The organism is Streptococcus oralis, assembly GCF_003943415.1.
Classification (GTDB): Bacteria; Bacillota; Bacilli; order Lactobacillales; family Streptococcaceae; genus Streptococcus; species Streptococcus oralis_BJ.
The window spans coordinates 440261-464789 of sequence record NZ_RJPK01000001.1 but is presented as its reverse complement, the minus strand read 5'-3'; the positions used below and the strand labels follow the sequence as shown (position 1 = coordinate 464789).

Annotated in this window: 22 protein-coding genes; 17 read left to right on the top strand and 5 right to left on the bottom strand. The window is 41.3% G+C overall.

Annotated features, from left to right (window positions below):
* Positions 1-99: 99 nt before the first annotated feature.
* From D8801_RS02225 to D8801_RS02180, 10 genes are all read left to right on the top strand, one after another.
* The gene (locus D8801_RS02225) at positions 100-411 is read left to right on the top strand and encodes a hypothetical protein (protein WP_125847540.1); all 312 of its coding nucleotides are present in this window, start codon (positions 100-102) and stop codon (positions 409-411) included.
* 546 nt (positions 412-957) lie between these two features.
* Positions 958-2418, top strand: a complete 1461-nt coding sequence (locus D8801_RS02220) for an aminotransferase class I/II-fold pyridoxal phosphate-dependent enzyme (RefSeq protein ID WP_125847538.1) — start codon at positions 958-960, stop codon at positions 2416-2418.
* Positions 2419-3279, top strand: coding sequence for a polyamine aminopropyltransferase (gene speE / locus D8801_RS02215; protein ID WP_125847536.1), 861 nt, complete (start codon positions 2419-2421; stop codon positions 3277-3279).
* Positions 3276-4535, top strand: coding sequence for a saccharopine dehydrogenase family protein (locus tag D8801_RS02210; RefSeq protein WP_125847534.1), 1260 nt, complete (start codon positions 3276-3278; stop codon positions 4533-4535). The genes speE and D8801_RS02210 overlap by 4 nt, the downstream gene beginning before the upstream one ends.
* Positions 4535-5662: a carboxynorspermidine decarboxylase gene (gene nspC, locus D8801_RS02205; protein ID WP_125847532.1), complete on the top strand. Its 1128-nt coding sequence runs from the start codon at positions 4535-4537 to the stop codon at positions 5660-5662. Before D8801_RS02210 ends, nspC begins: the two co-directional genes overlap by 1 nt.
* Positions 5659-6744 carry an agmatine deiminase gene (gene aguA / locus D8801_RS02200; protein ID WP_125847530.1) on the top strand — a complete coding sequence of 362 codons (1086 nt, stop codon included), beginning with the start codon at positions 5659-5661 and terminating at the stop codon, positions 6742-6744. Before nspC ends, aguA begins: the two co-directional genes overlap by 4 nt.
* 9 nt (positions 6745-6753) lie before the next feature.
* The gene (aguB, locus tag D8801_RS02195; RefSeq protein WP_125847528.1) at positions 6754-7629 is read left to right on the top strand and encodes an N-carbamoylputrescine amidase; all 876 of its coding nucleotides are present in this window, start codon (positions 6754-6756) and stop codon (positions 7627-7629) included.
* A 144-nt stretch (positions 7630-7773) separates the two neighbouring features.
* On the top strand, positions 7774-8511 hold the full coding sequence (locus tag D8801_RS02190) for a TraX family protein (RefSeq protein WP_061416880.1): 738 nt from the start codon (positions 7774-7776) through the stop codon (positions 8509-8511).
* Between the two features lie 106 nt (positions 8512-8617).
* On the top strand, positions 8618-9316 hold the full coding sequence (locus tag D8801_RS02185) for a response regulator transcription factor (RefSeq protein ID WP_061416879.1): 699 nt from the start codon (positions 8618-8620) through the stop codon (positions 9314-9316).
* On the top strand, positions 9316-10194 hold the full coding sequence (locus tag D8801_RS02180) for a sensor histidine kinase (protein ID WP_125847526.1): 879 nt from the start codon (positions 9316-9318) through the stop codon (positions 10192-10194). Before D8801_RS02185 ends, D8801_RS02180 begins: the two co-directional genes overlap by 1 nt.
* 38 nt (positions 10195-10232) lie before the next feature.
* Here the strand turns inward: D8801_RS02180 and D8801_RS02175 are convergent, their stop codons facing one another.
* From D8801_RS02175 to D8801_RS02165, 3 genes are all read right to left on the bottom strand, one after another.
* Positions 10233-10985, bottom strand: a complete 753-nt coding sequence (locus D8801_RS02175; protein ID WP_125847523.1) for an ABC transporter permease — start codon at positions 10983-10985, stop codon at positions 10233-10235.
* 10 nt (positions 10986-10995) lie between these two features.
* Positions 10996-11904: an ABC transporter ATP-binding protein gene (locus D8801_RS02170; RefSeq protein WP_125847521.1), complete on the bottom strand. Its 909-nt coding sequence runs from the start codon at positions 11902-11904 to the stop codon at positions 10996-10998.
* Between the two features lie 138 nt (positions 11905-12042).
* A complete protein-coding gene (locus D8801_RS02165) occupies positions 12043-12852 on the bottom strand; it encodes a Cof-type HAD-IIB family hydrolase (protein ID WP_125847519.1) in 810 nt (269 codons plus the stop codon).
* A 144-nt stretch (positions 12853-12996) separates the two neighbouring features.
* Here D8801_RS02165 and D8801_RS02160 point away from each other — a divergent pair, with 144 nt between their 5' ends.
* The 5 genes from D8801_RS02160 (at position 12997) to D8801_RS02140 (ending at position 22098) form a co-directional block, all read left to right on the top strand.
* Positions 12997-13458 carry a MarR family winged helix-turn-helix transcriptional regulator gene (locus tag D8801_RS02160; protein WP_125847517.1) on the top strand — a complete coding sequence of 154 codons (462 nt, stop codon included), beginning with the start codon at positions 12997-12999 and terminating at the stop codon, positions 13456-13458.
* On the top strand, positions 13451-13870 hold the full coding sequence (locus tag D8801_RS02155; protein ID WP_125847515.1) for an EVE domain-containing protein: 420 nt from the start codon (positions 13451-13453) through the stop codon (positions 13868-13870). Before D8801_RS02160 ends, D8801_RS02155 begins: the two co-directional genes overlap by 8 nt.
* A 106-nt stretch (positions 13871-13976) precedes the next feature.
* Complete coding sequence (gene rexB / locus D8801_RS02150; RefSeq protein WP_125847513.1) at positions 13977-17252, top strand: ATP-dependent nuclease subunit B; 3276 nt, start codon at positions 13977-13979, stop codon at positions 17250-17252.
* Complete coding sequence (gene addA / locus D8801_RS02145) at positions 17249-20902, top strand: helicase-exonuclease AddAB subunit AddA (RefSeq protein WP_125847511.1); 3654 nt, start codon at positions 17249-17251, stop codon at positions 20900-20902. Before rexB ends, addA begins: the two co-directional genes overlap by 4 nt.
* Before the next feature lie 17 nt (positions 20903-20919).
* The gene (locus D8801_RS02140) at positions 20920-22098 is read left to right on the top strand and encodes a hypothetical protein (protein ID WP_125847508.1); all 1179 of its coding nucleotides are present in this window, start codon (positions 20920-20922) and stop codon (positions 22096-22098) included.
* A 33-nt stretch (positions 22099-22131) separates the two neighbouring features.
* Here D8801_RS02140 and D8801_RS02135 read toward each other — a convergent pair whose 3' ends face one another.
* Together D8801_RS02135 and mazE are read right to left on the bottom strand one after the other, a co-directional pair.
* Positions 22132-22488 carry a type II toxin-antitoxin system PemK/MazF family toxin gene (locus tag D8801_RS02135; protein WP_084851236.1) on the bottom strand — a complete coding sequence of 119 codons (357 nt, stop codon included), beginning with the start codon at positions 22486-22488 and terminating at the stop codon, positions 22132-22134.
* Complete coding sequence (gene mazE / locus D8801_RS02130; protein ID WP_001098942.1) at positions 22472-22687, bottom strand: type II toxin-antitoxin system PemI/MazE family antitoxin; 216 nt, start codon at positions 22685-22687, stop codon at positions 22472-22474. Before mazE ends, D8801_RS02135 begins: the two co-directional genes overlap by 17 nt.
* A gap of 209 nt (positions 22688-22896) precedes the next feature.
* On the opposite strand from mazE, the gene ylqF reads away from it, so the two are divergent.
* Both ylqF and D8801_RS02120 read left to right on the top strand, forming a co-directional pair.
* Positions 22897-23748 (top strand): ribosome biogenesis GTPase YlqF, encoded by an 852-nt coding sequence (ylqF, locus tag D8801_RS02125; RefSeq protein ID WP_125847506.1) that lies wholly within the window; start codon positions 22897-22899, stop codon positions 23746-23748.
* Complete coding sequence (locus D8801_RS02120) at positions 23735-24514, top strand: ribonuclease HII (RefSeq protein WP_125847505.1); 780 nt, start codon at positions 23735-23737, stop codon at positions 24512-24514. Before ylqF ends, D8801_RS02120 begins: the two co-directional genes overlap by 14 nt.
* The last annotated feature ends 15 nt before the right edge of the window (positions 24515-24529 follow it).

Here is a 24529-nt window from a genome sequence, read left to right as displayed (position 1 = left end):
TCTCATCATTGCGCATATTTTACAAAGTTTATTATTTGTAGTTTCTCTAATATTGGTATATAATTTAGTATAGAGTGATTTCTAGATAGGAGAGGGATAATGGAATTAAAAGATTTTACTGAAAAAGAACAGGACATGATAAAGCAGGGACTGACAACTTCTGAAATTAGCGATAAGGAAACCGCTGCGAAAATCCTTGCCCTAGTACCTCAGGAATGGATCAAACGCATTCCTTTTTTCGTGCGAAAACACGCTACAACTCGAACAATAAAGCGTATTTCTATCGAACATCCAGAGCTCTACGCAGTTGCCAATAGAAGTGGTGAAATCCCTGAAAAAGAGCGTGAAGAATTGCGCCAAATTATTACAGATATTTTCCAAGAAAAAATGAATAAGCACAAGATTAAATAATTTTGAGAGGAACTAAAAATTAGTTCCTTTTTTAATCGTTTTTAGTTGATTGGACTTTAACTTTTGGGTAGTAATTTAACTATTCGCGAACAAAATTTAAGAAAATTTAAAAAAAGTACTTTACAAGCTCTTGTAAACATGATATAGTTATAAGGCTTAGAAAATGAGATGATGTTTTCTAGCAAATATAAACCCGAGTAAAAAATGCCTACGGACAGGCAGGGTTGAATGCCGAAGCGTGGTTGAAAAGCCACATTATTGATAGGGTTAAAAGCCTACTTTTATAAGTTGATGTTAGGACGCTTGTCCTAATTCATAAATTTTAGTGTGGTGAAAGCACACGTCATCTTGTGAAACGATCAATAAAGTACGTAATATTTGCTACTAGAGAGTTAGGAAACATCGGGAACAGACATACTCAACAGAAACCAAAATAAAAACGTCAGAAGATTGCAGAGCAGGTGAAAACCTGCTCTTTTTTCATAAGTCAACCTTTGGTCGCCCTCATCTTGTTGAGGTGCTAAAAATACGGTAAAGGAGTATGTCTTGAGAAAGTTAGATCAGAACCAGGCCCCTATTTATGAAGGTCTGATTAAGTTACGAAAGAAAAGGATTGTTCCCTTTGATGTACCAGGTCATAAACGCGGACGGGGAAATCCAGAACTTGTTGAATTGTTGGGAGAAAAATGTGTTGGCATTGATGTCAATTCTATGAAACCCTTGGATAATCTAGGCCATCCCATTTCGATTATTCGAGATGCAGAGGAGCTGGCTGCGGATGCTTTTGGAGCAGCGCATGCCTTTCTCATGATTGGTGGAACAACATCATCTGTTCAAACCATGATTCTTTCCACCTGCAAGGCTGGAGATAAGATTATTCTGCCGCGAAATGTTCACAAATCTGCTATCAATGCGCTGGTTCTATGTGGTGCCATTCCAATCTATATCGAGATGAGTGTAGTTCCTAAAATCGGCATCGCTTTAGGTCTTGAAAATGACCGTGTTGCGCAGGCAATTAAGGAGCATCCAGATGCCAAGGCCATTTTGATTAACAATCCTACTTACTATGGAATTTGTTCAGACCTCAAGGGTTTAACGGAAATGGCTCATGAAGCTGGCATGATGGTTTTAGTGGATGAAGCCCATGGAGCTCATCTGCATTTTACTGATAAACTTCCAATTTCTGCTATGGATGCAGGTGCTGATATGGCGGCAGTCTCTATGCATAAGTCTGGTGGGAGTTTGACTCAGAGTTCCATCCTTCTTATCGGGGCGCAGATGAATCCTGAGTACGTTCGTCAGATCATCAACCTGACCCAGTCTACATCTGCCTCTTACTTGTTGATGGCTAGTTTGGATATTTCTCGTCGCAACTTAGCCCTTCGTGGAAAAGAGTCTTTTGAGAAAGTCATTGAGCTCTCCGAGTACGCTCGTCGTGAAATCAATGCTATCGGAGGTTACTATGCCTACTCAAAAGAGTTAATAGACGATGTTTCCGTTTGTGATTTTGACGTGACTAAGTTGTCAGTCTACACTCAGGGTATTGGCTTAACCGGTATCGAGGTTTATGATCTCCTGCGAGATGAATACGACATTCAAATTGAGTTTGGTGATATCGGCAATATCTTGGCCTACATTTCCATTGGTGACCGCATCCAAGACATCGAGCGTTTAGTCGGTGCTTTGGCGGACATCAAGAGACTCTACTCAAGAGATGGAAAAGATTTGATTGCTGGAGAATATATCCAGCCCGAGTTAGTGCTGTCTCCGCAAGAAGCCTTCTATTCAGAGAGAAGAAGTTTAACCTTGGATGAGTCGGTTGGACTGGTCTGTGGGGAATTTGTCATGTGTTATCCTCCAGGGATTCCAATCCTAGCACCGGGTGAACGTATTACACGAGAAATTGTGGATTATATCCTATTTGCAAAAGAACGTGGTTGCTCCCTCCAAGGGACGGAAGATCCAGAAGTCAATCACATCAACGTTATTGAGAGAAAGGAGAACTAGATGGATTTGTGGTTTTCTGAAGTTCATACTCCAGATGTGAAATTGTCCCTGAGAACAGCCAAGCAACTCTATGCTGGAAAAAGTGAATGGCAGGATATCGAAGTCTTGGATACGCCAGCTTTTGGGAAAATATTAATCTTAAATGACCATGTCTTGTTTTCAGATGCAGATGACTTTGTCTACAATGAAATGACGGTCCACGTACCCATGGCTGTGCATCCCAATCCAAAGAAAGTATTGGTTATAGGGGGTGGTGACGGCGGTGTTGCTCAAGTATTAACACTCTATCCTGAATTGGAGCAAATCGATATTGTGGAACCAGATGAGATGTTGGTTGAGGTTTGTCGTGAGTATTTCCCAGACTTTGCTGCAGGGCTAGATGATCCTCGTGTTACCATATACTATCAAAATGGTCTTCGTTTTTTGCGAAACTGTGAAGATGACTACGATATTATCATCAACGATGCGACAGATCCATTTGGTCATACGGAAGGGCTCTTTACCAAGGAATTTTACGGAAATAGTTACAGAGCCTTGAAAGAAGACGGCATCATGATTTATCAGCATGGGAGTCCCTTCTTTGACGAGGATGAGTCAGCTTGTCGTAGCATGCACCGCAAGGTCAATCAAGCCTTTCCAATCAGTCGGGTTTATCAGGCGCACATCCCAATCAGTCCTGCTGGTTATTGGTTGTTTGGATTTGCATCGAAAAAATACCACCCGGTCAAAGATTTTGATAAGGAAGGCTGGAAAAAACGCCAGCTTTTCACAGAATACTATACTGCAAACTTACACGTAGGATCCTTCATGTTGCCCAAGTATGTTGAGGACATTTTAGAAGAGGAGGAAGGAAAAAAATGAGTCGTCTATTAGTTATCGGATGTGGGGGCGTTGCCCAAGTTGCTATTTCAAAGATTTGCCAAGATAGCGAAACATTTACAGAGATTATGATTGCTAGTCGTACAAAGGCAAAATGTGATGATTTGAAGGCTAAATTAGAAGGCAAAACAAGTACAAAGATTGAAACAGCTGCTCTTGATGCTGATAAGGTAGAAGAAGTGATTGCTTTGATTGAAAGCTACAAACCAGAAGCTGTTTTGAATGTAGCTTTACCATACCAAGACTTGACCATTATGGATGCTTGTTTGGAAACAGGTGTGCATTATATTGATACTGCCAACTATGAGGCTGAGGATACAGAAGACCCTAAATGGCGTGCTATTTATGAGAAACGTTGTAAGGAACTTGGATTTACAGCCTACTTTGACTACTCATGGCAGTGGGCTTATCAGGAGAAATTCAAAGAAGCAGGATTAACCGCCCTGCTTGGATCTGGATTTGACCCAGGTGTGACTAGTGTCTTTTCAGCATACGCCCTCAAACATTACTTTGATGAAATCCACTATATCGACATTTTAGACTGTAATGGTGGAGATCACGGTTATCCATTTGCGACAAACTTTAACCCAGAAATCAATCTCCGCGAGGTTTCTGCGCCAGGTTCTTACTGGGAAGATGGAAAATGGGTCGAAGTCGAAGCCATGTCAATCAAGCGTGAGTATGATTTCCCTCAAGTTGGACAAAAAGATATGTATCTCCTTCACCATGAAGAAATTGAATCATTGGCGAAAAACATTCCAGGTGTTAAACGCATTCGTTTCTTTATGACTTTTGGTCAATCTTATCTAACTCACATGAAATGCTTGGAAAACGTCGGGCTCCTTCGTACGGATGCTATTAACTTTAACGGCCAAGAAATCGTTCCGATTCAATTCTTAAAAGCATTGCTTCCTGATCCTGCCAGCCTTGGCCCACGCACTGTTGGAAAAACCAATATCGGCTGTATCTTTACAGGTGTCAAAGACGGTGTTGAAAAGACCATCTATATCTACAATGTTTGCGACCATCAGGAATGTTACGCAGAAGTTGGTTCACAAGCCATTTCTTACACGACTGGTGTTCCAGCCATGATTGGGACAAAATTAGTGATGAATGGTACTTGGAAACAACCTGGGGTTTATAATCTTGAAGAATTGGATCCAGATCCATTTATGGAAGCTTTGAATGAGTATGGCTTGCCTTGGGTTGTGGTTGAAAATCCGCAAATGGTGGACTAATGAAGTTAGAACAAGTACCAACACCAGCCTACGTCATTGACTTAGCCAAACTAGAGGAAAATTGCCGGATTTTACAGCAAGTTCAGGAAGAAGCGGGCTGCAAGGTTTTACTTGCTCAGAAGGCTTATTCCCTCTACAAAACCTATCCCTTGATTAGTCAGTATCTGTCAGGTACGACGGCTAGTGGTCTCTATGAGGCTAAGTTAGCTAGAGAAGAGTTCCCAGGGGAAGTCCATGTATTTGCACCTGCTTTCAAGGATGCAGACTTGGAGGAATTGCTGGAGATAACGGACCATATCGTCTTCAATTCGGAGAGACAGTTGCGGAAACATGGGGCTCGTTGCCGAGAGGCTGGTATTAGTGTTGGTTTGCGTCTCAACCCACAGTGTTCAACTCAAGGAGATCACGCGCTCTACGATCCTTGTGCACCTGGATCTCGTTTTGGAGTTAGCCTAGACAAGGTACCGAGTGATTTGCTGGACTTAGTGGATGGGCTTCATTTTCATACCCTTTGTGAGCAAGGGGCGGATGATTTAGAGACAACTTTGAAAGCTGTAGAAGCTCAGTTTGGTCCTTATTTACATGAGGTCAAATGGCTCAATATGGGTGGCGGCCACCACATCACAAGAGAAGACTACGATGTGGATTTGCTGATTTCTGAGATTAAAAGAATTCGAGAAACTTACAATCTTGAAGTCTACATCGAGCCGGGTGAAGCTATTGCGCTCAATGCGGGTTATCTAGCAACTGAAGTATTGGATATTGTAGAAAACGGTATGGAAATCTTGGTTTTAGATGCGTCCGCGACCTGCCATATGCCTGATGTACTTGAGATGCCCTATCGTCCACCTTTGAGAAATGGCTTTGAAGCTCAGGAAAAAGCCCATACCTATAGACTTTCTTCCAATACCTGTCTAACGGGTGATGTGATTGGTGATTATAGTTTTGAAAATCCAGTCCAAATCGGTGATAGACTTTATTTTGAAGATATGGCTATTTACTCATTTGTCAAAAATAATACCTTTAACGGTATTGGATTGCCAAGTCTCTATCTTATGGACGAGCAGGGTGACTGCAGCTTAGTCAAAGCTTTTGGCTATCAAGACTTTAAAGGGAGATTATCATGATAGAAACTCCGAAAAAAGCAGGCTATCGTATGCCAGCAGAGTACGAACCACACCATGGTACCCTCATGATCTGGCCGACTCGACCAGGATCATGGCCTTTTCAAGGGAAAGCTGCCAAAAGAGCATTTACTCAGATTATCAAGACTATAGCAGAAGGGGAAAGAGTCTATCTTTTGGTGGAGCAAGACTATCTATCTGAAGCCCAATCCTATCTTGGAGACAAGGTCGTTTATTTAGACATTCCCACCAATGATGCCTGGGCGCGTGATACAGGTCCGACCATTCTCATCAATGATAAAAAAGAAAAGTTGGCAGTAGATTGGTCTTTTAATGCCTGGGGTGGTGCTATCGATGGTCTTTATCAAGATTATGAAGATGATGACCAATTAGCCAGTCGTTTTGCTGAGGCATTGGAAATGACTGTTTACGATGCCAAACCTTTTGTACTGGAAGGCGGCGCAATCCATAGCGATGGTCAAGGAACCATTCTTGTGACTGAAAGTTGCTTACTCAGTCCTGGACGCAATCCCCACATGTCTAAAGAGGAAATCGAAAACACCTTATTAGAGAGCCTTGGCGCTGAAAAAGTTATCTGGCTACCTTATGGTATTTATCAGGACGAAACCAATGAACACGTTGACAATGTTGCCGCTTTCGTTGGTCCTGCAGAGATTGTCTTGGCTTGGACAGATGATCAAAATGATCCTCAGTATGCCATGTCTGCAGCTGACCTTGAGCTTTTAGAAAAAGAAACAGATGCAAAAGGTCGTCACTTCACCATTCATAAATTGCCAATCCCAGCGCTTCATCAAGTTGTAACCGAAGAAGATTTGCCAGGCTACATCTATGAAGAAGGGGAAGAAGAGCGTTATGCAGGTGAACGTCTTGCAGCTTCCTATGTCAATTTTTATATTGCCAACAAGGCTGTCCTTGTTCCCCAGTTTGAGGATGTCAATGACCAAGTGGCCCTAGATATCCTCAGCAAGTGTTTCCCAGACCGTGAAGTGGTAGGAATACCAGCCAGAGATATTCTATTAGGTGGTGGCAATATCCACTGTATCACCCAACAAATCCCAGAATAGGAGAAAAAGATGAGAAATGTTAGAGTTGCAGCGATCCAGATGCAATGTGCCAAGGATGTGGCAACGAATATCCAAACAGCGGAGCGCTTAGTACGTCAAGCTACAAAACAAGGCGCACAAATCATTCTCTTACCCGAGTTGTTTGAACGTCCCTATTTCTGTCAGGAACGCCAGTATGACTACTACCAGTATGCCCAGTCGGTGACAGAAAATACAGCCATTCAGCATTTTAAAGTAATTGCTAAGGAACTACAGGTTGTTCTACCGATCAGTTTCTATGAAAAAGATGGCAATGTCTTGTATAACTCAATCGCCGTCATTGATGCTGATGGAGAAGTGCTGGGCGTCTATCGGAAGACCCACATACCAGATGATCATTATTATCAAGAAAAATTTTACTTTACGCCTGGTAACACTGGTTTCAAGGTCTGGGATACTCGCTATGCTAAGATTGGGATTGGCATCTGTTGGGATCAATGGTTTCCTGAAACGGCGCGCTGTCTTGCGTTGAATGGGGCAGAATTGCTCTTTTACCCAACAGCTATTGGTTCAGAGCCAATTTTGGATACAGACAGTTGTGGTCACTGGCAACGTACCATGCAAGGGCACGCAGCAGCTAATATTGTCCCAGTCATTGCAGCCAATCGCTATGGTTTGGAAGAAGTCACTCCTAGTGAGGAAAATGGCGGACAGAGTTCCAGTCTTGACTTCTACGGTTCGTCCTTTATGACGGATGAAACAGGAGCTATTCTAGAGAAAGCTGAAAGACAAGGTGAAGCTGTTCTGTTAGCGACCTATGACCTTGACAAGGGAGCAAGTGAACGCCTCAACTGGGGACTATTTCGAGATAGAAGACCAGAAATGTACCAACGGATTACCGACTAGAAGGTAACTTTCATAATAAATTTTTAATATTCACGTCTGTCTTACAAAAATGTAAGATAGGCTTTTTAAATGTAAGATAGGTGTACGATTATACGCGGAAATGTATGCTATACTCTATGTAGATAAAAAAGAAAGAGGTTTATTATGAAAAAATGGAATGCGACACAGTTGAAGTACCTGATGGCGGCAGTAATGGTTCTAGACCATATCCCTCATATCACAGGGATCGTTTCTCCTCTGTGGGAAGGTATTTTCCACGCTATGACCCGTTGTGTGGGAGTTTGGTTTGCCTATATGGCTATGGAAGGATTTATCCATACTCGAAACCTGAGAGACTACCTCATCCGCCTCTGGTCTTGGGCGCTTATCATGTTTGCTGGAAATAGCCTCCTCAATGCCCTATTTGCATCTAAAGGAGTAATGGTCACTAATAACATTTTTCTGACTCTGGCCATCGGTGTCACCATGCTTTGGATTGGTTTTCCTCGAAAAGAGTTGGATCAAAAAGAGAAGTTGTGGCGTCGGATTGGGCTTGCTGGTCTCTTGATTTTCGGTTGTCTTTTTACTGAGGGTGGTATCACCATGCTACCATTTCTCTTGATTAGTTACTCTTGTCGAAATCGTAAGGGATTGCGAAATCTCCTCTATACTCTACTTTGGGCCTTCCTGTTAGTGACTTCTATCCATACCTATGACACTTGGTACCAAACCTTGGAAATGATGCTTTACAATTCTGACTGGCTCTTTATCACCGTATTTCCTTTTATGGCCTTGTATAATGGACAGCGAGGACAAGAAACCAGTTGGAGTAAATATTTCTTTTATATTTTCTACCCGGCTCATCTATGGATCATAGCTTTGATTGCTTATTTGGTTAAGTAGATTCAATTTTCATTAGCTCCTTCTTGCTTAAAATGTGAGAGAAGCTTTTCTGTATCTGGAATTCCTAATAAAACATGTTATAATAGTTTTAGAAAGGACGAGGTTTATGGCAAGCATACTTGTAATTGAAGATAATAATGAAATCCAGGAAATCTTAAGAACCCTTCTTGCAGAGGAACACGAGGTGATACAAGCCTTTTCTGGTACGGAAGGTATCATGCAATTTGACAAAGGAGGCATTGATCTCGTTTTGCTAGATATCATGCTTCCTGGGAAAAATGGCGACCAAGTCTTGCAAGCCATTCGACAAACTAGTCAGACTCCGGTCATCATGCTCACTGCTTTGGGTGATAAAAAGTTCATCAGCCAATATCTACTAGACGGTGCCAATGATTATGTAGTGAAACCTTTTGATTTGGACGAAGTCTTTGCCAGAGTCACCGTGCAATTACGCCAAAGTGGTGAACATCAGTCAGGAGATCGAAGAGAAATTGATAACCTCGCACAAAGCTTTAAAAATATCCAGTTCGATGCGGATAGTTTTGAAATAAGTAACGCAACTGAAACCATTCGCCTTGCAAAGAAAGAGTGTCAGATTCTCCAAATGTTGCTCCAGTATCCTAAAAAGATCTTCACCAAAGAAGAACTCTATGAATTGATTTGGGAAGAAAGTTACCTGCCTGGAGACAATACGCTCAACACCCATCTAAGCAATCTCCGTAAAAAACTGCATCAACTGGATCCAAATCACGAGTACATCGAAACCATTTGGGGAGTTGGTGTTCGATTAAAAGGAGATAAGTAATGATTTACATTTTGATATCAATATTACTCCTTACTAACATTATTTTGGCGATTTCTTTGATTCGCTATCATATAGCAATTAAAGATTTAAGCAGACAAATCGAAGAAAAGATTCGCTCTGGTAGCATGAAGAGGATCGGTGTAAATTTCTTTTCAAAAACCATTTTGCGACTACATAACCAAATTGAGAATCTATTTCAAGAAGTGGAAGAGAATCAGCTAATCATGAAGCGTGAAAAACGCACCCTAGATATGGCAGTCAGTAACATCGCTCATGATATTCGGACACCTTTGACAATCGCTTCAGGATATACTCAGCAACTAATAAAACATCCCGATAATAGTGCAGAAACCTTAAATAAAATAGCCCATCATCTTGATTTGGTTTCCAAACGTTTGGAAGCTCTCCTTGAATACCGTCATCTGATGGAAGGAGCAGTCAAACCGAAACAAGAGGAGCTTGATTTATCAACTTTTATAACGAAAAAGACTTTAGCCTATTACGATGTTTTTCAAACTTCACATATTGTTCTTGATTTTAACGTTGAACCAGGATTGAAAACGACGACTGATGAGGACTTGCTTGATCGAATTATACAAAACCTCCTTGGAAATGTTCTCAAGCACGGCAAGGAGAAGGCTCGACTTTCTTTGAAAAAGGAAGAAAATAGGCTTGTTTTGGAAATTGATAATCTAGTCAAAAAACCTATCAAGAATATAGACAATCTCAGCAATCGTTTTTATTCTGAAAATATGTCGGATACTGAAGAATCCTCTGGTTTAGGTCTCTATATTACCGAGGAATTGGTTCATCTTCTTGGAGCGGATATGAAGCTAGCCACTGATGGAGAATGGTTTTCAGTCTTTATTTATCTTTAACAGAAGAAACCTCCTCTATATCCTAGAGGAGGTCCTTTTTATAAGCTTTTCTTCTTGAAAATAGTCAGTCCACTGAAAGAGAAGAAAAGTATGACTGTTACGCAAACCGTGATGGTATAGAGAATAGCTTGACTATTGGTAGTCATAGCATAGGCAAAATCTAGAATTAAATATCGAAGAATTTCAATGTCTGGGAAAACAAGTATTGGAATAGAAAGGACGATAGAGCTAATCAGATAACCAATAAATACGGCAAGATAAGAATGAGTTAGGTAGAGAATAAAGGAAACAATCGAAAGCCAAGCGAGAAGGCAGAGAAATTGAAGGGAAATCGTTAAGAGAAGGTTTGTAACAAAACCATCAGGTATCGTACCAAGTCCGTTTAGTAGAGTCGCGGGAATAAAGGCAATCACAAGACTGGTGATGAGTTGTAAGAGAGCGATACTTGCTAGTACAAAGAATTTAGCAAGGAAAAATTCTGTACGAGAAACGCCGACTGTCAAACTATTTTTATAAAGCTTGCCGATTAGATCGACCCCAAGAACTAAACATACTAGAATAATACAAAGGAAAACGAGGTTTGAGCCGTTATTTGACGCGTTGATTAGAGCTTCTATCCCATTCCAACCATGGGTAGGAGTCTCAGGTGGTGCTGGCTGAACTGACATTAAATGTCCTGTAGCCCCGATAGTGGCACCCAGTAACATAAGTACAAAGAGAATGAATTCTGTAATCCAGAATCCTTTGGAGCGGAAAAGACGGTAAAAATCTGCTTGAATGGTATGTATCATGATTTTTCTCCTATTCTACCAATTGTGTGAAGTATTCTTCTAGGTTTTGACGGGCAAAGTAAATCTCATCAATAGCAACATCGGCCAAAGTTAGTTGCTTAAGAATCTGTTTGACATCTTGCTCATTACCAAAGATATGAATTTCATTTTCAGGATTTACTACCTTAAACTGAAGCTGGATTTGTTCTTTCAATACCTGACAAGCTCTTTCTTTGTCGCTTGTTTTAAGCACAATATAATCCTCACTCAGTGTTTCAAACTCAGCTTTACTGATTTCACGGATAATCTTACCTTGATCCAGAATACCAAAGCGATTAGCTAAGAGATAGAGTTCTGACAAGATATGGCTAGAAATGAGGATAGTTATGCCTTTTTCTTGATTGAGTCGCTGGATCATGAGGCGAAATTCTTTGATCCCAATTGGGTCGAGACCGTTAATGGGTTCATCAAGAATCAGGAAGTCGGGTTTTGATAGGAGGGCAATGGCAATGCCAAGTCTTTGCTTCATTCCTAGTGAGAAATCACGAAAGACTTTTTTTCCTGTATCTGACAAACCAACATAGTCTAAGGTTTCATGAATCACCTTATCAGCATTTGGAATATGACGTATCATACAATAATATTTAAGGTTTTGATAAGCTGTTAAGTGATTATGGGCTACAGGTGATTCGATAACAGAACCTACTCGAGATAGAGCCTTGGTCCACTCATTTTCCGATTGACTAGAAAAGAGGGAAATAGTTCCTTTATCCGCAAACAATAATTGTGTAATGATTTTGATAAGAGTAGTTTTACCTGCTCCGTTTTTTCCAATTAGACCATAAATATCTCCCTCTTTTATGGTTAGACTAAGATCTTGAAGAATAGCTTGTTGGCCGAATTGTTTGGTCAGTCCATGAATTTCGAGTACTGTTTTCATGATTTTCTCCTTTTGATTTGTTTTACTAACTTTAGTATAAGGTATAGAAATCAAAGAAACATCAAGTATTTCTAAAGAGTTTCTAAAGTTTTGTGATTTTAAAAAACAAAACCCAGTTGACATGAACTGGGCTTTTCTCTATAAAATATACTTCTCAATCGCACGCGCAACGCCGTCTTCTTCATTGCTAGCTGTAACGTCATTGGCAAGGGATTTGACATAATCGCTGGCATTTCCCATTGCAATGCCAAGTCCTGCAAACTGGAGCATTTCGATATCGTTATTGGCATCACCCATGGCCATAATCTCTGAGGGCTCGATCTTCAAAATCGCTGCTAGTCGGGAAAGAGCAGTAGCCTTTGTTGTTCCAAGCGGCATGGCTTCATAAATGACAGGCTGCGAACGAACTCCACTGAATCGTTGGCAGAGCTCCTTAGCAAACCGCTGCTCAAAATCATCTGTTTGCTCTTTTGTTCCTAAAAACATTCCTTGGAACATACGATATTTACCACTGGTGGCTTCCTCAAGGGAAATTTCAGTCAGGTCTGAAAAAACAAGTTTGGCATCATTTTGAACGATTTGATTAGGCTTACCACCGAGGACAAAATAATGTTCTTCATCAAAAAGAGTCAACTGGACGTCGCTTTTTTCTGCCAGGTCATAGAGGTATTCAATGTCAGCTGGACTGAGTTCTTGCCAGTCAACTAGACTCAAATCACTGGTCTGGTGGGTTGAGCAACCATTGTTAGCAATGAGGTATTCGTTTTCTAGATCTAGACCAAGTTTTGCATAGTAAGGTAGGACACCAAAAAGAGGACGACCTGTACAGAGAACCAATTTCACCCCTTTTTCGATAGCTTGATGAATGGCAGTAATGTGGGCTTGCGGTATTTCCTTGGCTTCATTAAGGAGGGTTCCGTCCATATCCAAGGCTAGTAGTTTAATCATAAGACTTCCTTCTTTATCTTTTGGTATTATTATAGCATATAGACTATAAAATGTCTGACAGAATTGTAACATTTCACTTTCCTTTTCTTGAAAAACAAAATAAATTCTTATATAATATGTATACTTAATATTTAAGGAGAAATAATGTCAAAGTATCACTTTAATTCAATTTACAAAAATGATGAAACAGAGTCTACAGGTCTTCTTTTCATTAAAGTTTACAACAAATGGGAAAGTAATTTAAAAAGAGTTTTGAAATCGGTTGGCCTCACTTTGCCTCAATTTATCGTTTTAACCTCGCTTTTGTTTCTGTCTAATAAAGAGGAATATGTAACGCAAGTTGATATAACTCGGTTCACTGGTATGGATGTCATGACGGTTTCTCAGATTGTTCGGTTACTAGAGAAGAAAGACTACATTAGACGTGATCAACATCCAAAGGATAGTCGGGCAAAACTGGTCTCAGTGACGAAGTCTGGCGCGGAGAAGGTCAATCAAGCTTTACCCTTAGTAGAAGGGATTGATGAAAAATTTTTTGAAAAACTGTCTAACGATAGAGAAAGTTTTAATCGCATGTTAGCAGTGTTGGAGGATAAAAATGCCTAGATATTGGGTCGGAGTTGTTTCAAAGAACCATGTTTTAAGAGGAGTTGAAGGAAATTTTTGTCAGGTCTGTCATGGAAAGGGCGGTCCCTTAAATCGTATGAAAAAAGGTGACTATCTTTTATACTATAGTCCAAAATACAATATGAATGGTCAAGATAAGTTACAGGCTTTTGTGGCCGTAGGTAAAATTATAGATGACAAAGCCTATCAAGTAGAGCAATTTGAAGGATTCTTTCCCTTTAGACGAAATGTCGAGTATTATCTACCAGTCAGAGATTGTTCCATAGAAATAGCCAGACAACATCCTGGATGGAGAGACTATACTTCTCGACTTCGTTATGGACATTTTGAAGTTTCCAAAGACTTTTTCCTCCATATTTTTCAGCATATGAAAGTGGATGATGAAGCTTGATTGATTCGCTAGTTAAATGATTGTCAACAAGAATTTTGGATTTGGACTGTGAGGCGAACTTTGCTATAATAGATTAAGAAACTTTGAGAAACCAAACGAGGCTGAGATGAAATTACTTTATACTGATATTCGGACTTCTTTGACAGAAATCCTAACCAGAGAGGCGGAAGAGCTGGTTGCTGCAGGCAAGCGGGTCTTCTACATTGCCCCCAACTCTCTTTCATTTGAAAAGGAACGTGCCGTTCTGGAATGCTTGTCCCAGCAGGCTTCTTTTGCGATTACCGTCACGCGCTTTGCTCAAATGGCTCGTTACCTGGTTTTAAATGACTTGCCTACAAAGACCAGTCTTGATGATATTGGTCTTGGAATGGCCTTTTATAAATGCCTTGCTGGGCTTGATCCCAAAGAGTTACGAGTTTATGGAGCTATTAAACAAGACCCTCAATTTATCCAGCAGTTGATTGAACTTTATCACGAGATGACGACTGCTCAGATGAGCTTTTTAGACTTGGAAAGTTTGACCGATGAGGACAAGCGGGCAGATTTACTCTTGATTTTTGAGAAAGTGACTACCTATCTCAATCAAAGCCAGTTGGCTCAGGGAAGTCAGTTATCCCATTTGATTGAGGCTATTGAGAATGACAAGGTAAGTAGTGATTTCAGTCAGCTTGCCTTGGTTATCGACGGTTTTACCCGTTTTTCTGCTGAGGAAGAACATGTGGTGGATCTGCTCCATCGTAAAGGGGTCGAGATTGTTATTGGTGCCTATGCAAGCAAGAAAGCCTATAACAGTCCGTTCGCTGAAGGTAATCTCTACCAAGCCAGTGTAGAATTTCTTCATCATTTAGGTGCTAAATACCAAACGCCTGCTCAAGACCGTTCTCAGACTCATGAGAAAATGGATAGCTTTGACAAGGCCTCTCGTTTGCTGGAGTCTTCTTATGACTTTTCAGAACTCACTTTGGATGTTGATGAGAATGACCGTGAGAATCTGCAAATCTGGTCTTGCTTGACGCAAAAAGAAGAGCTGGAATTGGTAGCCCGTAGCATCCGTCAAAAATTGCATGACCATCCAGACCTGAGTTACAAGCATTTCCGTATTTTGCTGGGGGATGTAGCTTCTTACCAGCTATCACTGAAAACTATTTTTGACCAATATCAAATTCCTTTCTATCTAGGTAGAAGTGAATCTATGGCTCACCATCCCTTGACCCAGTATGTGGAGTCTATTTTACGATTAAAACGCTACCGTTTTTGTCAGGAGGATTTAATCAATCTTCTTAGAACAGGTTTATATACCGACCTTAGTCAGGCGGATATTGATGCTTTTGAGCAATATCTCCGCTATCTTGGCATCAATGGCTTGCCAGCTTTTCAGCAGACCTTCACAAAATCCCACCATGGAAAATTTGATTTGGAACACTTGAACGCCCTTCGTCTGCGCGTTTTGGCGCCACTTGAAACCTTATTTGCCAGTCGGAAGCAAAAGGCTGAAAATCTCTTGCAAAAGTGGAATACTTTTCTAAAAAATGCTGCTTTAAGCAAGCAGATGCAAGAATTGACAGCTACTATGGAAACTCTAGAACAGGAAAGACAAGCCGAAGTTTGGAAAGCCTTCTGCCATGTTTTAGAACAATTTGCGACCGTTTTTGCTGGTTCACAAGTTAGTCTGGAGGACTTCCTGGCCTTGCTTCATTCTGGGATGAGTTTGTCTCAGTATCGCACCATACCAGCAACAGTGGACACCGTTCTGGTGCAGAGTTACGATCTGATTGCCCCTCTGACTGCTGACTTTGTCTACGCCATTGGGCTGACTCAGGATCATTTACCAAAAATCGCGCAAAATACCAGTCTTTTGACAGATGAAGAACGACAAAGTCTAAACCAAGCGACTGAGGAGGGAGCACAATTACTGATTGCAAGTAGCGAAAATCTCAAGAAAAATCGCTATACCATGCTTTCTTTAGTCAACGCCGCTCGTAAGCAGTTGGTGTTGTCAGCACCAAGTCTTCTTAATGAAAATGAGAGAAAGGAATCGGCCTATCTTCAGGAACTGGTGGGTTTTGGATTTAGCCGGATAGAGAAGAAGATTCATCAAAAAAGTCTGACTAAGGATGATATGGGGTCTTATCACAGTCTTTTGTCTAGTCTGATTGCCTACCATCAGCAGACAGGTTCTAGTGAAAATGAGCAAGATGTGACCTTTGTCAAGGTTCTAGCGCGTGTCATGGGGAAAAAACTTGATCAAAAAGGTCTTACAAATCCAGCACTCCCAACTAGTCCAAGAAGCAAGCCATTAGAGAAAGAGACCTTGCAGGCTCTCTATCCAGCTGACAAGGAGTTTTACCTGTCTACGTCTGGTTTGACGGAGTTTTACCGCAATGAATACAGTTATTTCCTCCGTTATGTCTTAGGTTTGCAGGAAGAAGTGCGCCTGCGTCCGGATGCTCGCAGTCACGGAAATTTCTTGCATCGTATTTTTGAACGTGCCTTGAAACTACCTGCTGAAAATCCGTTTGACCAACGTTTGGAACAAGCTATTCAAGAAACCAGCCAAGAACGGGAATTTGAGGCTATTTATCAAGAAAGTTTGGAAGCCCAATTTACCAAGGAAGTTTTACTTGATGTGGCTCGGACTACTGGCCACATCCTTCGTCATAATCCAGCCATTGAAACCATCCAAGAGGAAGCAACATTTGGTGGTAAAGATCAAGCCTTTATTCAATTGGATAATGGTCGGAGTGTCCATGTGCGAGGCAAGGTTGACCGCATTGACCGCCTGAAAGCTGATGGAGCGCTAGGAGTGGTGGACTACAAGTCTAGTCTGACTCAGTTCCAGTTTCCACATTTCTTCAATGGCCTTAATTCCCAGCTGCCAACCTATCTTGCTGCCCTAAAAAGAGAGGGGGAGCAGAACTTTTTCGGTGCTATGTACTTGGAAATGGCTGAACCTGTCCAATCTCTGTTGACCGTTAAAAGTCTGGCAGGAGCAGTAGCAGAAGCCAGCAAATCTATGAAATACCAGGGACTCTTTTTAGAGAAAGAAAGCAGTCACTTGGGTGAATTTTACAACAAAAACAAGGCTAATCAGCTGACAGACGAGGAATTCCAGCTCTTATTGGACTACAATGCCCATCTTTACAAGAAGGCAGCTGAGAAAATTTTAAAGGGCCAGTTCGCTATCAATCCTTACACAGAGAATGGCAGAAGTATTGCCCCATACGTACAGCAACACCAAGCCATCACAGGTTTTGAAGCCAATTATCACTTGGGTCAAGCCCGTTTCCTTGAGAAATTAGACTTATCTGATGGCAAGCGTCTGGTCGGAGAAAAACTCAAGCAAGCTTGGTTTGAGAAAATGAGAGAGGAGTTGAATCGATGAAGCCCATTTCCTTTTTAACTGAGGAAGAGATTCAAAAACTGCAAGAAGCAGAAGCGAATTCGAGCAAGGAACAGAAGCAAACTGCCGAGCAAATCGAAGCTATTTATACGGCAGGGCAAAATATCCTAGTCTCAGCGTCTGCTGGTTCAGGGAAAACCTTTGTCATGGCCGAGCGTATTCTGGATCAATTAACTCGTGGTGTAGAAATCAGTCAACTCTTTATCTCGACCTTTACCGTCAAGGCTGCTACAGAACTAAAAGAACGCTTGGAGAAAAAAATCAGCCAACAAATCCAAGAAACCAATGATGTCGATCTCAAACAACACTTGGGACGCCAATTGGCAGATCTACCAAACGCTGCCATCGGAACCATGGATTCCTTCACACAAAAATTCCTTGGCAAGCATGGCTATCTGATTGATATCGCACCGAATTTCCGTATTTTACAAAACGAAAGTGAACAATTGCTCTTAAAGAACGAAGTTTTTCATCAAGTCTTTGAAGACCATTACCAAGGTGAGAATAAAGAGAAATTTAGTCGTTTGGTGAAGAACTTTGCTGGACGTGGCAAGGATGAACGAGGTTTGCGCCAGCAAGTCTACAAAATCTATGATTTTCTTCAATCCACCAGTAGCCCCCAAAAATGGCTGAACGAGTCTTTTCTCAAAGGGTTTGAAAAAGCTGACTTTGCAAATGAAAAAGACAAACTAACTGAGCAAATCAAACAGGCGCTTTGGGACTTGGAAAGTTTCTTCCGTTATCATCTGGATAACGATGCCAAGGAGTTTCCCAAAGCTGCCTATTTAGAAGCTGTTCAACAGGTTCTGGATGAAATTGGCTCCTTAAATCAAGAGTCCGATAGCCAAGCTTATCAAGTAGTGCTTGCGCGTGTTGTCGCCATCTCTAAGGAGAAAAATGGTCGTGCTCTAGCCAATTCCAGTCGTAAGGCTGAATTGAAGCCACTGGCTGATGCCTATAACGATGAGAGAAAGGCTCAGTTTGCTAAACTAGGACAACTGGCGGACCAGATAACGATTCTCGACTACCAAGAGCGTTATCATGAAGACACCTGGGAGCTAGCTAAAACTTTCCAAACCTTCATGGGTGATTTTGTGGAGGCTTATCGTGAACGTAAACGCCAGGAAAATGCTTTTGAATTCGCTGATATCAGTCATTACACCATTGAGATTTTAGAGAATTTCCCACAAGTCCGCGAGGCTTATCAGGAACGATTCCATGAAGTCATGGTTGATGAGTATCAGGATACTAACCACATTCAAGAACGGATGCTAGAATTGCTGTCGAATGGCCACAATCGCTTTATGGTGGGGGATATCAAGCAGTCCATCTACCGTTTCCGTCAGGCAGATCCACAGATTTTTAATGAAAAATTTCAACGCTATGCGCAAAATCCTAAAGAGGGCAAGTTGATTCTCCTCAAGGAAAATTTCCGCAGTAGTTCAGAAGTGCTGTCAGCAACCAATGATGTTTTTGCACGCCTTATGGACAAAGAAGTCGGCGAAATCAACTATGACAGCATGCACCATCTTGTTTTTGCCAATACCAAACTAACTCCCAACCCTGAGAACAAGGCAGAATTTCTCCTCTACGATAAGGACGACAGTGGGCAAGAGGAAGAAGAGAGCCAAGCAGAAACGAAACTCACTGGGGAAATGCGCCTAGTGGTCAAGGAAATCCTGAAGCTCCATCAAGAGAATGGTGTAGCCTTTAAGGAAATTGCCCTTTTGACTTCCAGTCGCAGTCGTAATGACCAGATCCTCCTCGCTCTGTCAGAGTACGGGATTCCTGTTAAAACAGATGGAGAACAAAATAATTACCTCCAATCCCTAGAAGTGCAAGTCATGCTAGACACTCTTCGTGTCATCCACAATCCCCTGCAAGACTATGCCTTGGTTGCCCTTATGAAGTCTCCTATGTTTAGTTTTGATGAGGACGAGTTGGCACGTTTGTCTCTTCAGAAAGCAGAAGATAAAGTACAAGAGAATCTTTACGAGAAGTTAGTCAATGCTCAAAAACTCGCAACAAGTCAGAAAAACTTGATTCACACAGCTCTAGCTGAAAAACTAAATCAGTTCATGGATATCTTGGATTCTTGGCGCTTGTATGCCAAAACCAATTCTCTCTATGACTTGATTTGGAAGATTTATAATGACCGTTTTTATTATGACTATGTTGGAGCCTTGCCAAATGGACCTGCTAGACAGGCTAATCTCTATGCCCTAGCTCTACGAGCTGACCAGTTTGAAAAGAGCAATTTCAAAGGCTTGTCTCGTTTTATTCGTATGATTGATCAAGTTTTGGAGGCTCAGCATGACCTCGCAAGCGTTGCAGTCGCGCCGCCCAAAGATGCAATAGAGCTCATGACCATCCACAAGAGTAAAGGGCTGGAGTTTCCTTATGTCTTTATCCTCAATATGGATCAGGACTTCAACAAGCAAGACTCGATGTCAGACGTCATTCTCAGCCGTCAAAATGGGCTTGGTGTCAAGTACATTGCCAAAGTGGAAACAGGAGCTGCGGAAGCACACTATCCTAAAACCATCAAACTCTCCATTCCCAGTCTAACTTATACGCAGAATGAAGAAGAACTGCAATTGGCTAGCTATTCAGAGCAGATGCGTTTGCTGTATGTTGCCATGACACGGGCTGAGAGAAAGCTTTATCTTGTCGGTAAGGGCTCTCGTGAAAAACTGGAAGCCAAGGAATATCCAACAGCTGAAAACGGAAAACTAGATAAACATACCAGACTTCAAGCTAAGAATTTCCAAGATTGGATATGGGCGATTAGTAAAGTATTTGCCAAGGACAATCTCAACTTTAGCTATCGTTTTGTTGGTGAAGACCAGTTGACTAGAGAAGCTATTGGTCAGTTGGAAAACAAGAGTCCTCTACAAGATAGTTCTCAAGCAAGTAACCGGCAAGCAGAAACCATTAAAGAAGCCCTTGAAATGCTGAAAGAGGTGGAAGTTTATAATACTCTTCACCGCGCAGCCATTGAACTACCAAGTGTTCAAACTCCAAGCCAAATCAAGAAATTCTACGAACCCGTTATGGATATGGAAGGGGTAGAAATTACTAACCAAACAAAATCATCAGAGAAGCAATTCAGCTTCAATTTACCTGATTTTTCAACCAAAGAAGAGGTAACAGGAGCCGAGATTGGTAGTGCAACCCACGAACTCATGCAGAGAATTGACCTTAGTCAGCAACCAACACTTGCTAGCCTGAAAGATACTCTTAAACAAGTTCAAACTGGTCCAGCTGTTAGGGAAAAGATCAATCTTTCTAAAATCCTAGCTTTCTTTGATACGCCACTTGGTCAGGAGATTCTTGCTAATACCAGCCATCTTTATCGCGAGCAACCTTTTTCTATGCTCAAGCGAGACCAAAAGAGTCAGGAAGACTTTGTTGTTCGTGGAATCTTGGACGGATATCTGCTTTTCGAGGATCGTATTGTCCTTTTCGACTACAAAACAGACCGTTACGACGAACCAAGTAAACTAATAGACCGCTATCGTGGTCAGTTAGCCTTATACGGAGAGGCATTATCACGAGCCTATTCGATTGAAAATATTGAGAAATACCTGATTTTACTCGGTAAAGACGAGGTTCAAGTTGTAAAAGTATAACCTAGAAAGGAAACCTCATGCCACTTCCAGTTAGAAAATCCCTGCACGATGCGGTTTTACAAGCTTCAAAAGCTGATACTTGGGATCAAGCTACCAAGGAATGGAATGAAGTTTCCTTGATTTTTAATGGTATTGGGCACAGTAACTGTATCTGTGGAAATGCCATCAAGTACGCCTACGAACTCTTTAACGGAGTTACAGGTCAACGCCTCTTTCCTATCGGCAGTGACTGTGTTCGCCATTTTCATCGACTGAGTTTAGACCAGCAACTGGAAGAGGAAGAAAAACTGCTCAGAAAGTTTGAAAATCTAACCAGAAAGGCTCAGAAAAAGGAAAATATCAAGGTCAATAAAAGCGATTTTGACGAACGACTTCTAAAATGGTTTTTGGAAAAAGGTGTCTTCAAAGCCAATCGTGGCAATCAATTTGCACCTGAGAAAGATTACCAGCTCTTCCTAGAGGTCTTTCAAGGCGGAAGTTGGACCAAGGCAGAGCCAAAGAAGAAGGCTCGTATGGAAGAAGTGTTGGAAAAGTGTATCAAACCTTTTTTACTTGGTAAGACCGATGACCAACTCTACCTTGTCAAACTAGGCAAGGAGAAAATTGACTACGAGCAGCATTTACGGATTCAGGCTGAGAAGGAACGTAAGAAAAGAGATAAAATCGCCAAGCAATACGCTGACAACCTCATTCTTGCCATGGGACCTGCAGAGCGAGCCTATCAAGATTACTTTGGTTTTACAGAAACCTTGACTCAAGAAGAACGAAAATGGGAGAAAATCCTCTTTGGAAAAAATAGAGATGAACGGGCTATCAAGGTTAAGCAAAACCAGAAGGAGCTGGAAAAGGATCAGCGGATTGCAAGTCAAGATCCTATTGAACGAAAGCAGAAGCAGACTTGGCTTCTTAATTCCTATTTTCGGGATTTGCCTGATGAAAAATCCAGATTTTCTCGGCTCCTATTAGAATATCGAAAAAGTGGAGAAGTACGCTTTTCAGATGAATACTTATCTGAGCATCTCATCGACTTTTTCTACAAGATGAAAGCCTTTGAGTTTGAAATCTCACCAGAACAAGTCCGCGATTTTCTAAAAGAATGCCTTCAGGCAGAACATCTATCATCTGCACAAGAAAGTTGGACTAGAGGGATTCTCCTCAATTGTCTTCATCCGTTTTTAGATAGGTTACTCATATAGAAAAATTCCTACCTTGTCTATGCATGGTAGGATTTAAGTATCTCCAAAGATGTACTGGTAAAGTTGGACGACTTTCTGAAAACATTGTGTGTCCATTCTTGTTATTTTTTGAGCATTACGCATCCGAAAATCGAAGGTATACAGTTGAAATGGATTAACAGCACCATCTACCTTATCTGATGAGACAGGAACAAGCAAGCCCTTTTCTGCCAAACGATGTTGGCCATGAGTGATAGGACAGACAGCCACAAAACCAGTTTGCAAGGCATATTCTCTCCTAGAAACAACCAAGGCAGGTCGCCGTTTCTGGATTTCTCGACCAACTGATGGATCAAAGTCCAGCCAAATGATATCCTGCTTTTCAGGAATATACTCAGATTTCGCTATCAAGTGATCTTACCCCTTCAAAATCGTTTGTCATTCTCAAATCAGTAATCCCATCAAAAGGATCTTTCAGTTTTGGAGCTAAGACAATGACTCCGTCAATCCCTTTGTAGACAACCATTTCTTGACCTTCTGTCATACCCAAATTTTTAGGAATGGTCACTGTGAGAGAATTTCCCACCTTCCGAGTCTTTACTGTATTCATCGCTCTACCTCCACGAAACCGTATATACAAAGTATATACCAAACTACACATTAAGTCAAGTGAACATTGAATTACATAAATTTAGTTATGTACTATAGTGTGATTTTATTTTAGTCAAAGCCTGTGCAAAAACACCTAATTTATGATAGAATAGATGGTGAGAAAGAAAACGTTTTATTACGTTTTTTTAGTCGGAAGGGGAAAATATTATGGCTACTATTCAATGGTTTCCAGGCCACATGTCTAAGGCTCGGCGACAGGTTCAGGAGAATTTAAAATTTGTTGATTTTGTGACGATTTTGGTGGATGCTCGCCTACCTTTATCTAGTCAAAATCCTATGTTAAATAAAATTGTTGGTGATAAACCAAAACTCTTGATTTTGAACAAGACAGATCTGGCTGATCCAGCAATGACAAAAGAATGGCGTCAGTACTTTGAATCACAGGGAATTCAAACTCTGGCTATAAATTCTAAAGAGCAAGTTACTGTAAAAGTTGTGACAGATGCAGCGAAAAAGCTCATGGCTGATAAGATTGCACGTCAGAAAGAACGCGGTATCAAAATCGAAACCTTGCGTACCATGATTATCGGAATTCCAAATGCCGGTAAGTCAACTCTGATGAATCGTTTGGCTGGGAAAAAGATTGCGGTTGTCGGCAATAAACCAGGTGTTACCAAGGGGCAACAATGGCTCAAAACTAATAAAGACCTTGAAATCTTAGACACACCAGGGATTCTCTGGCCTAAGTTTGAGGATGATACTGTCGCACTCAAACTAGCCCTAACTGGAGCTATCAAAGACCAGTTGCTTCCTATGGATGAGGTGACCATTTTTGGTCTCAATTATTTCAAAAAACATTATCCAGAAAAGCTAGCTGAACGCTTCAAACAAATGAAGATAGAAGAAGAAGCGCCTGTTATCATCATGGATATGACCCGTGCCCTCGGTTTCCGTGACGACTACGACCGCTTTTACAGCCTCTTCGTCAAGGAAGTCCGTGATGGAAAACTCGGTAACTATACCTTAGATACATTGGACGACATCGATGACAACGATTAAAGAAATCAAAGAACTTCTTGCTACTGTCAAAGAATTAGACAATCCTCTTTTTCCGGAATTCGAAAGAGATCCTCGTTCTGGAGTTCAAAAGGAAATCAGCAAGCGAAAAAAAGCTATTCAGGCAGAACTGGATGAAGACCTTCGTTTAGAATCCATGCTTTCCTATGAAAAAGAACTTTATAAGCAAGGAGTGACCTTAATAGCAGGTGTTGATGAGGTCGGCCGTGGTCCACTGGCTGGACCTGTAGTCTCTGCAGCCGTTATCTTGCCGAAAAATTGTAAGATTAGAGGCCTCAACGACAGCAAGAAGATCCCTAAAAAGAAACATTTGGAAATTTATCATGCTGTTCAAGATCAAGCCTTGGCAATCGGAATTGGTATCATGGATAATCACATCATTGACCAAGTCAATATCTATGAAGCGACCAAACTGGCCATGAAAGAAGCAATCTCCCAGCTCAGTCCCCAACCTAAGCACCTCTTGATAGATGCCATGAAACTGGAGTTACCAATTTCACAAACCTCCATTATCAAAGGAGATGCTAACTCCCTCTCTATCGCAGCTGCATCCATAGTTGCCAAAGTGACACGGGATAATTTAATGAAGGAATACGATCAGCAATATCCTGGCTATGATTTCACGGCTAATGCAGGCTATGGAACAGCTAAACATCTAGAAGGGCTGGAAAAACTAGGTGTCACCCCAATTCATCGAACCAGTTTTGAACCGATAAAATCACTGGTCGCAGCAAATATAGAAAGTTAAGTTGGAGGAAATGAT

Excerpts from the sequence above, each read along its gene's own strand:
- D8801_RS02225 (WP_125847540.1), top strand. The coding sequence starts at position 100 with ATGGAATTAAAAGATTTTACTGAAAAAGAACAGGACATGATAAAGCAG.
- speE (WP_125847536.1), top strand. The coding sequence starts at position 2,419 with ATGGATTTGTGGTTTTCTGAAGTTCATACTCCAGATGTGAAATTGTCC.
- D8801_RS02210 (WP_125847534.1), top strand. The coding sequence starts at position 3,276 with ATGAGTCGTCTATTAGTTATCGGATGTGGGGGCGTTGCCCAAGTTGCT.
- nspC (WP_125847532.1), top strand. The coding sequence starts at position 4,535 with ATGAAGTTAGAACAAGTACCAACACCAGCCTACGTCATTGACTTAGCC.
- aguA (WP_125847530.1), top strand. The coding sequence starts at position 5,659 with ATGATAGAAACTCCGAAAAAAGCAGGCTATCGTATGCCAGCAGAGTAC.
- aguB (WP_125847528.1), top strand. The coding sequence starts at position 6,754 with ATGAGAAATGTTAGAGTTGCAGCGATCCAGATGCAATGTGCCAAGGAT.
- D8801_RS02190 (WP_061416880.1), top strand. The coding sequence starts at position 7,774 with ATGAAAAAATGGAATGCGACACAGTTGAAGTACCTGATGGCGGCAGTA.
- D8801_RS02185 (WP_061416879.1), top strand. The coding sequence starts at position 8,618 with ATGGCAAGCATACTTGTAATTGAAGATAATAATGAAATCCAGGAAATC.
- D8801_RS02180 (WP_125847526.1), top strand. The coding sequence starts at position 9,316 with ATGATTTACATTTTGATATCAATATTACTCCTTACTAACATTATTTTG.
- D8801_RS02175 (WP_125847523.1), bottom strand. The coding sequence starts at position 10,985 with ATGATACATACCATTCAAGCAGATTTTTACCGTCTTTTCCGCTCCAAA.
- D8801_RS02170 (WP_125847521.1), bottom strand. The coding sequence starts at position 11,904 with ATGAAAACAGTACTCGAAATTCATGGACTGACCAAACAATTCGGCCAA.
- D8801_RS02165 (WP_125847519.1), bottom strand. The coding sequence starts at position 12,852 with ATGATTAAACTACTAGCCTTGGATATGGACGGAACCCTCCTTAATGAA.
- D8801_RS02160 (WP_125847517.1), top strand. The coding sequence starts at position 12,997 with ATGTCAAAGTATCACTTTAATTCAATTTACAAAAATGATGAAACAGAG.
- D8801_RS02155 (WP_125847515.1), top strand. The coding sequence starts at position 13,451 with ATGCCTAGATATTGGGTCGGAGTTGTTTCAAAGAACCATGTTTTAAGA.
- rexB (WP_125847513.1), top strand. The coding sequence starts at position 13,977 with ATGAAATTACTTTATACTGATATTCGGACTTCTTTGACAGAAATCCTA.
- addA (WP_125847511.1), top strand. The coding sequence starts at position 17,249 with ATGAAGCCCATTTCCTTTTTAACTGAGGAAGAGATTCAAAAACTGCAA.
- D8801_RS02140 (WP_125847508.1), top strand. The coding sequence starts at position 20,920 with ATGCCACTTCCAGTTAGAAAATCCCTGCACGATGCGGTTTTACAAGCT.
- mazE (WP_001098942.1), bottom strand. The coding sequence starts at position 22,687 with ATGAATACAGTAAAGACTCGGAAGGTGGGAAATTCTCTCACAGTGACC.
- ylqF (WP_125847506.1), top strand. The coding sequence starts at position 22,897 with ATGGCTACTATTCAATGGTTTCCAGGCCACATGTCTAAGGCTCGGCGA.
- D8801_RS02120 (WP_125847505.1), top strand. The coding sequence starts at position 23,735 with ATGACAACGATTAAAGAAATCAAAGAACTTCTTGCTACTGTCAAAGAA.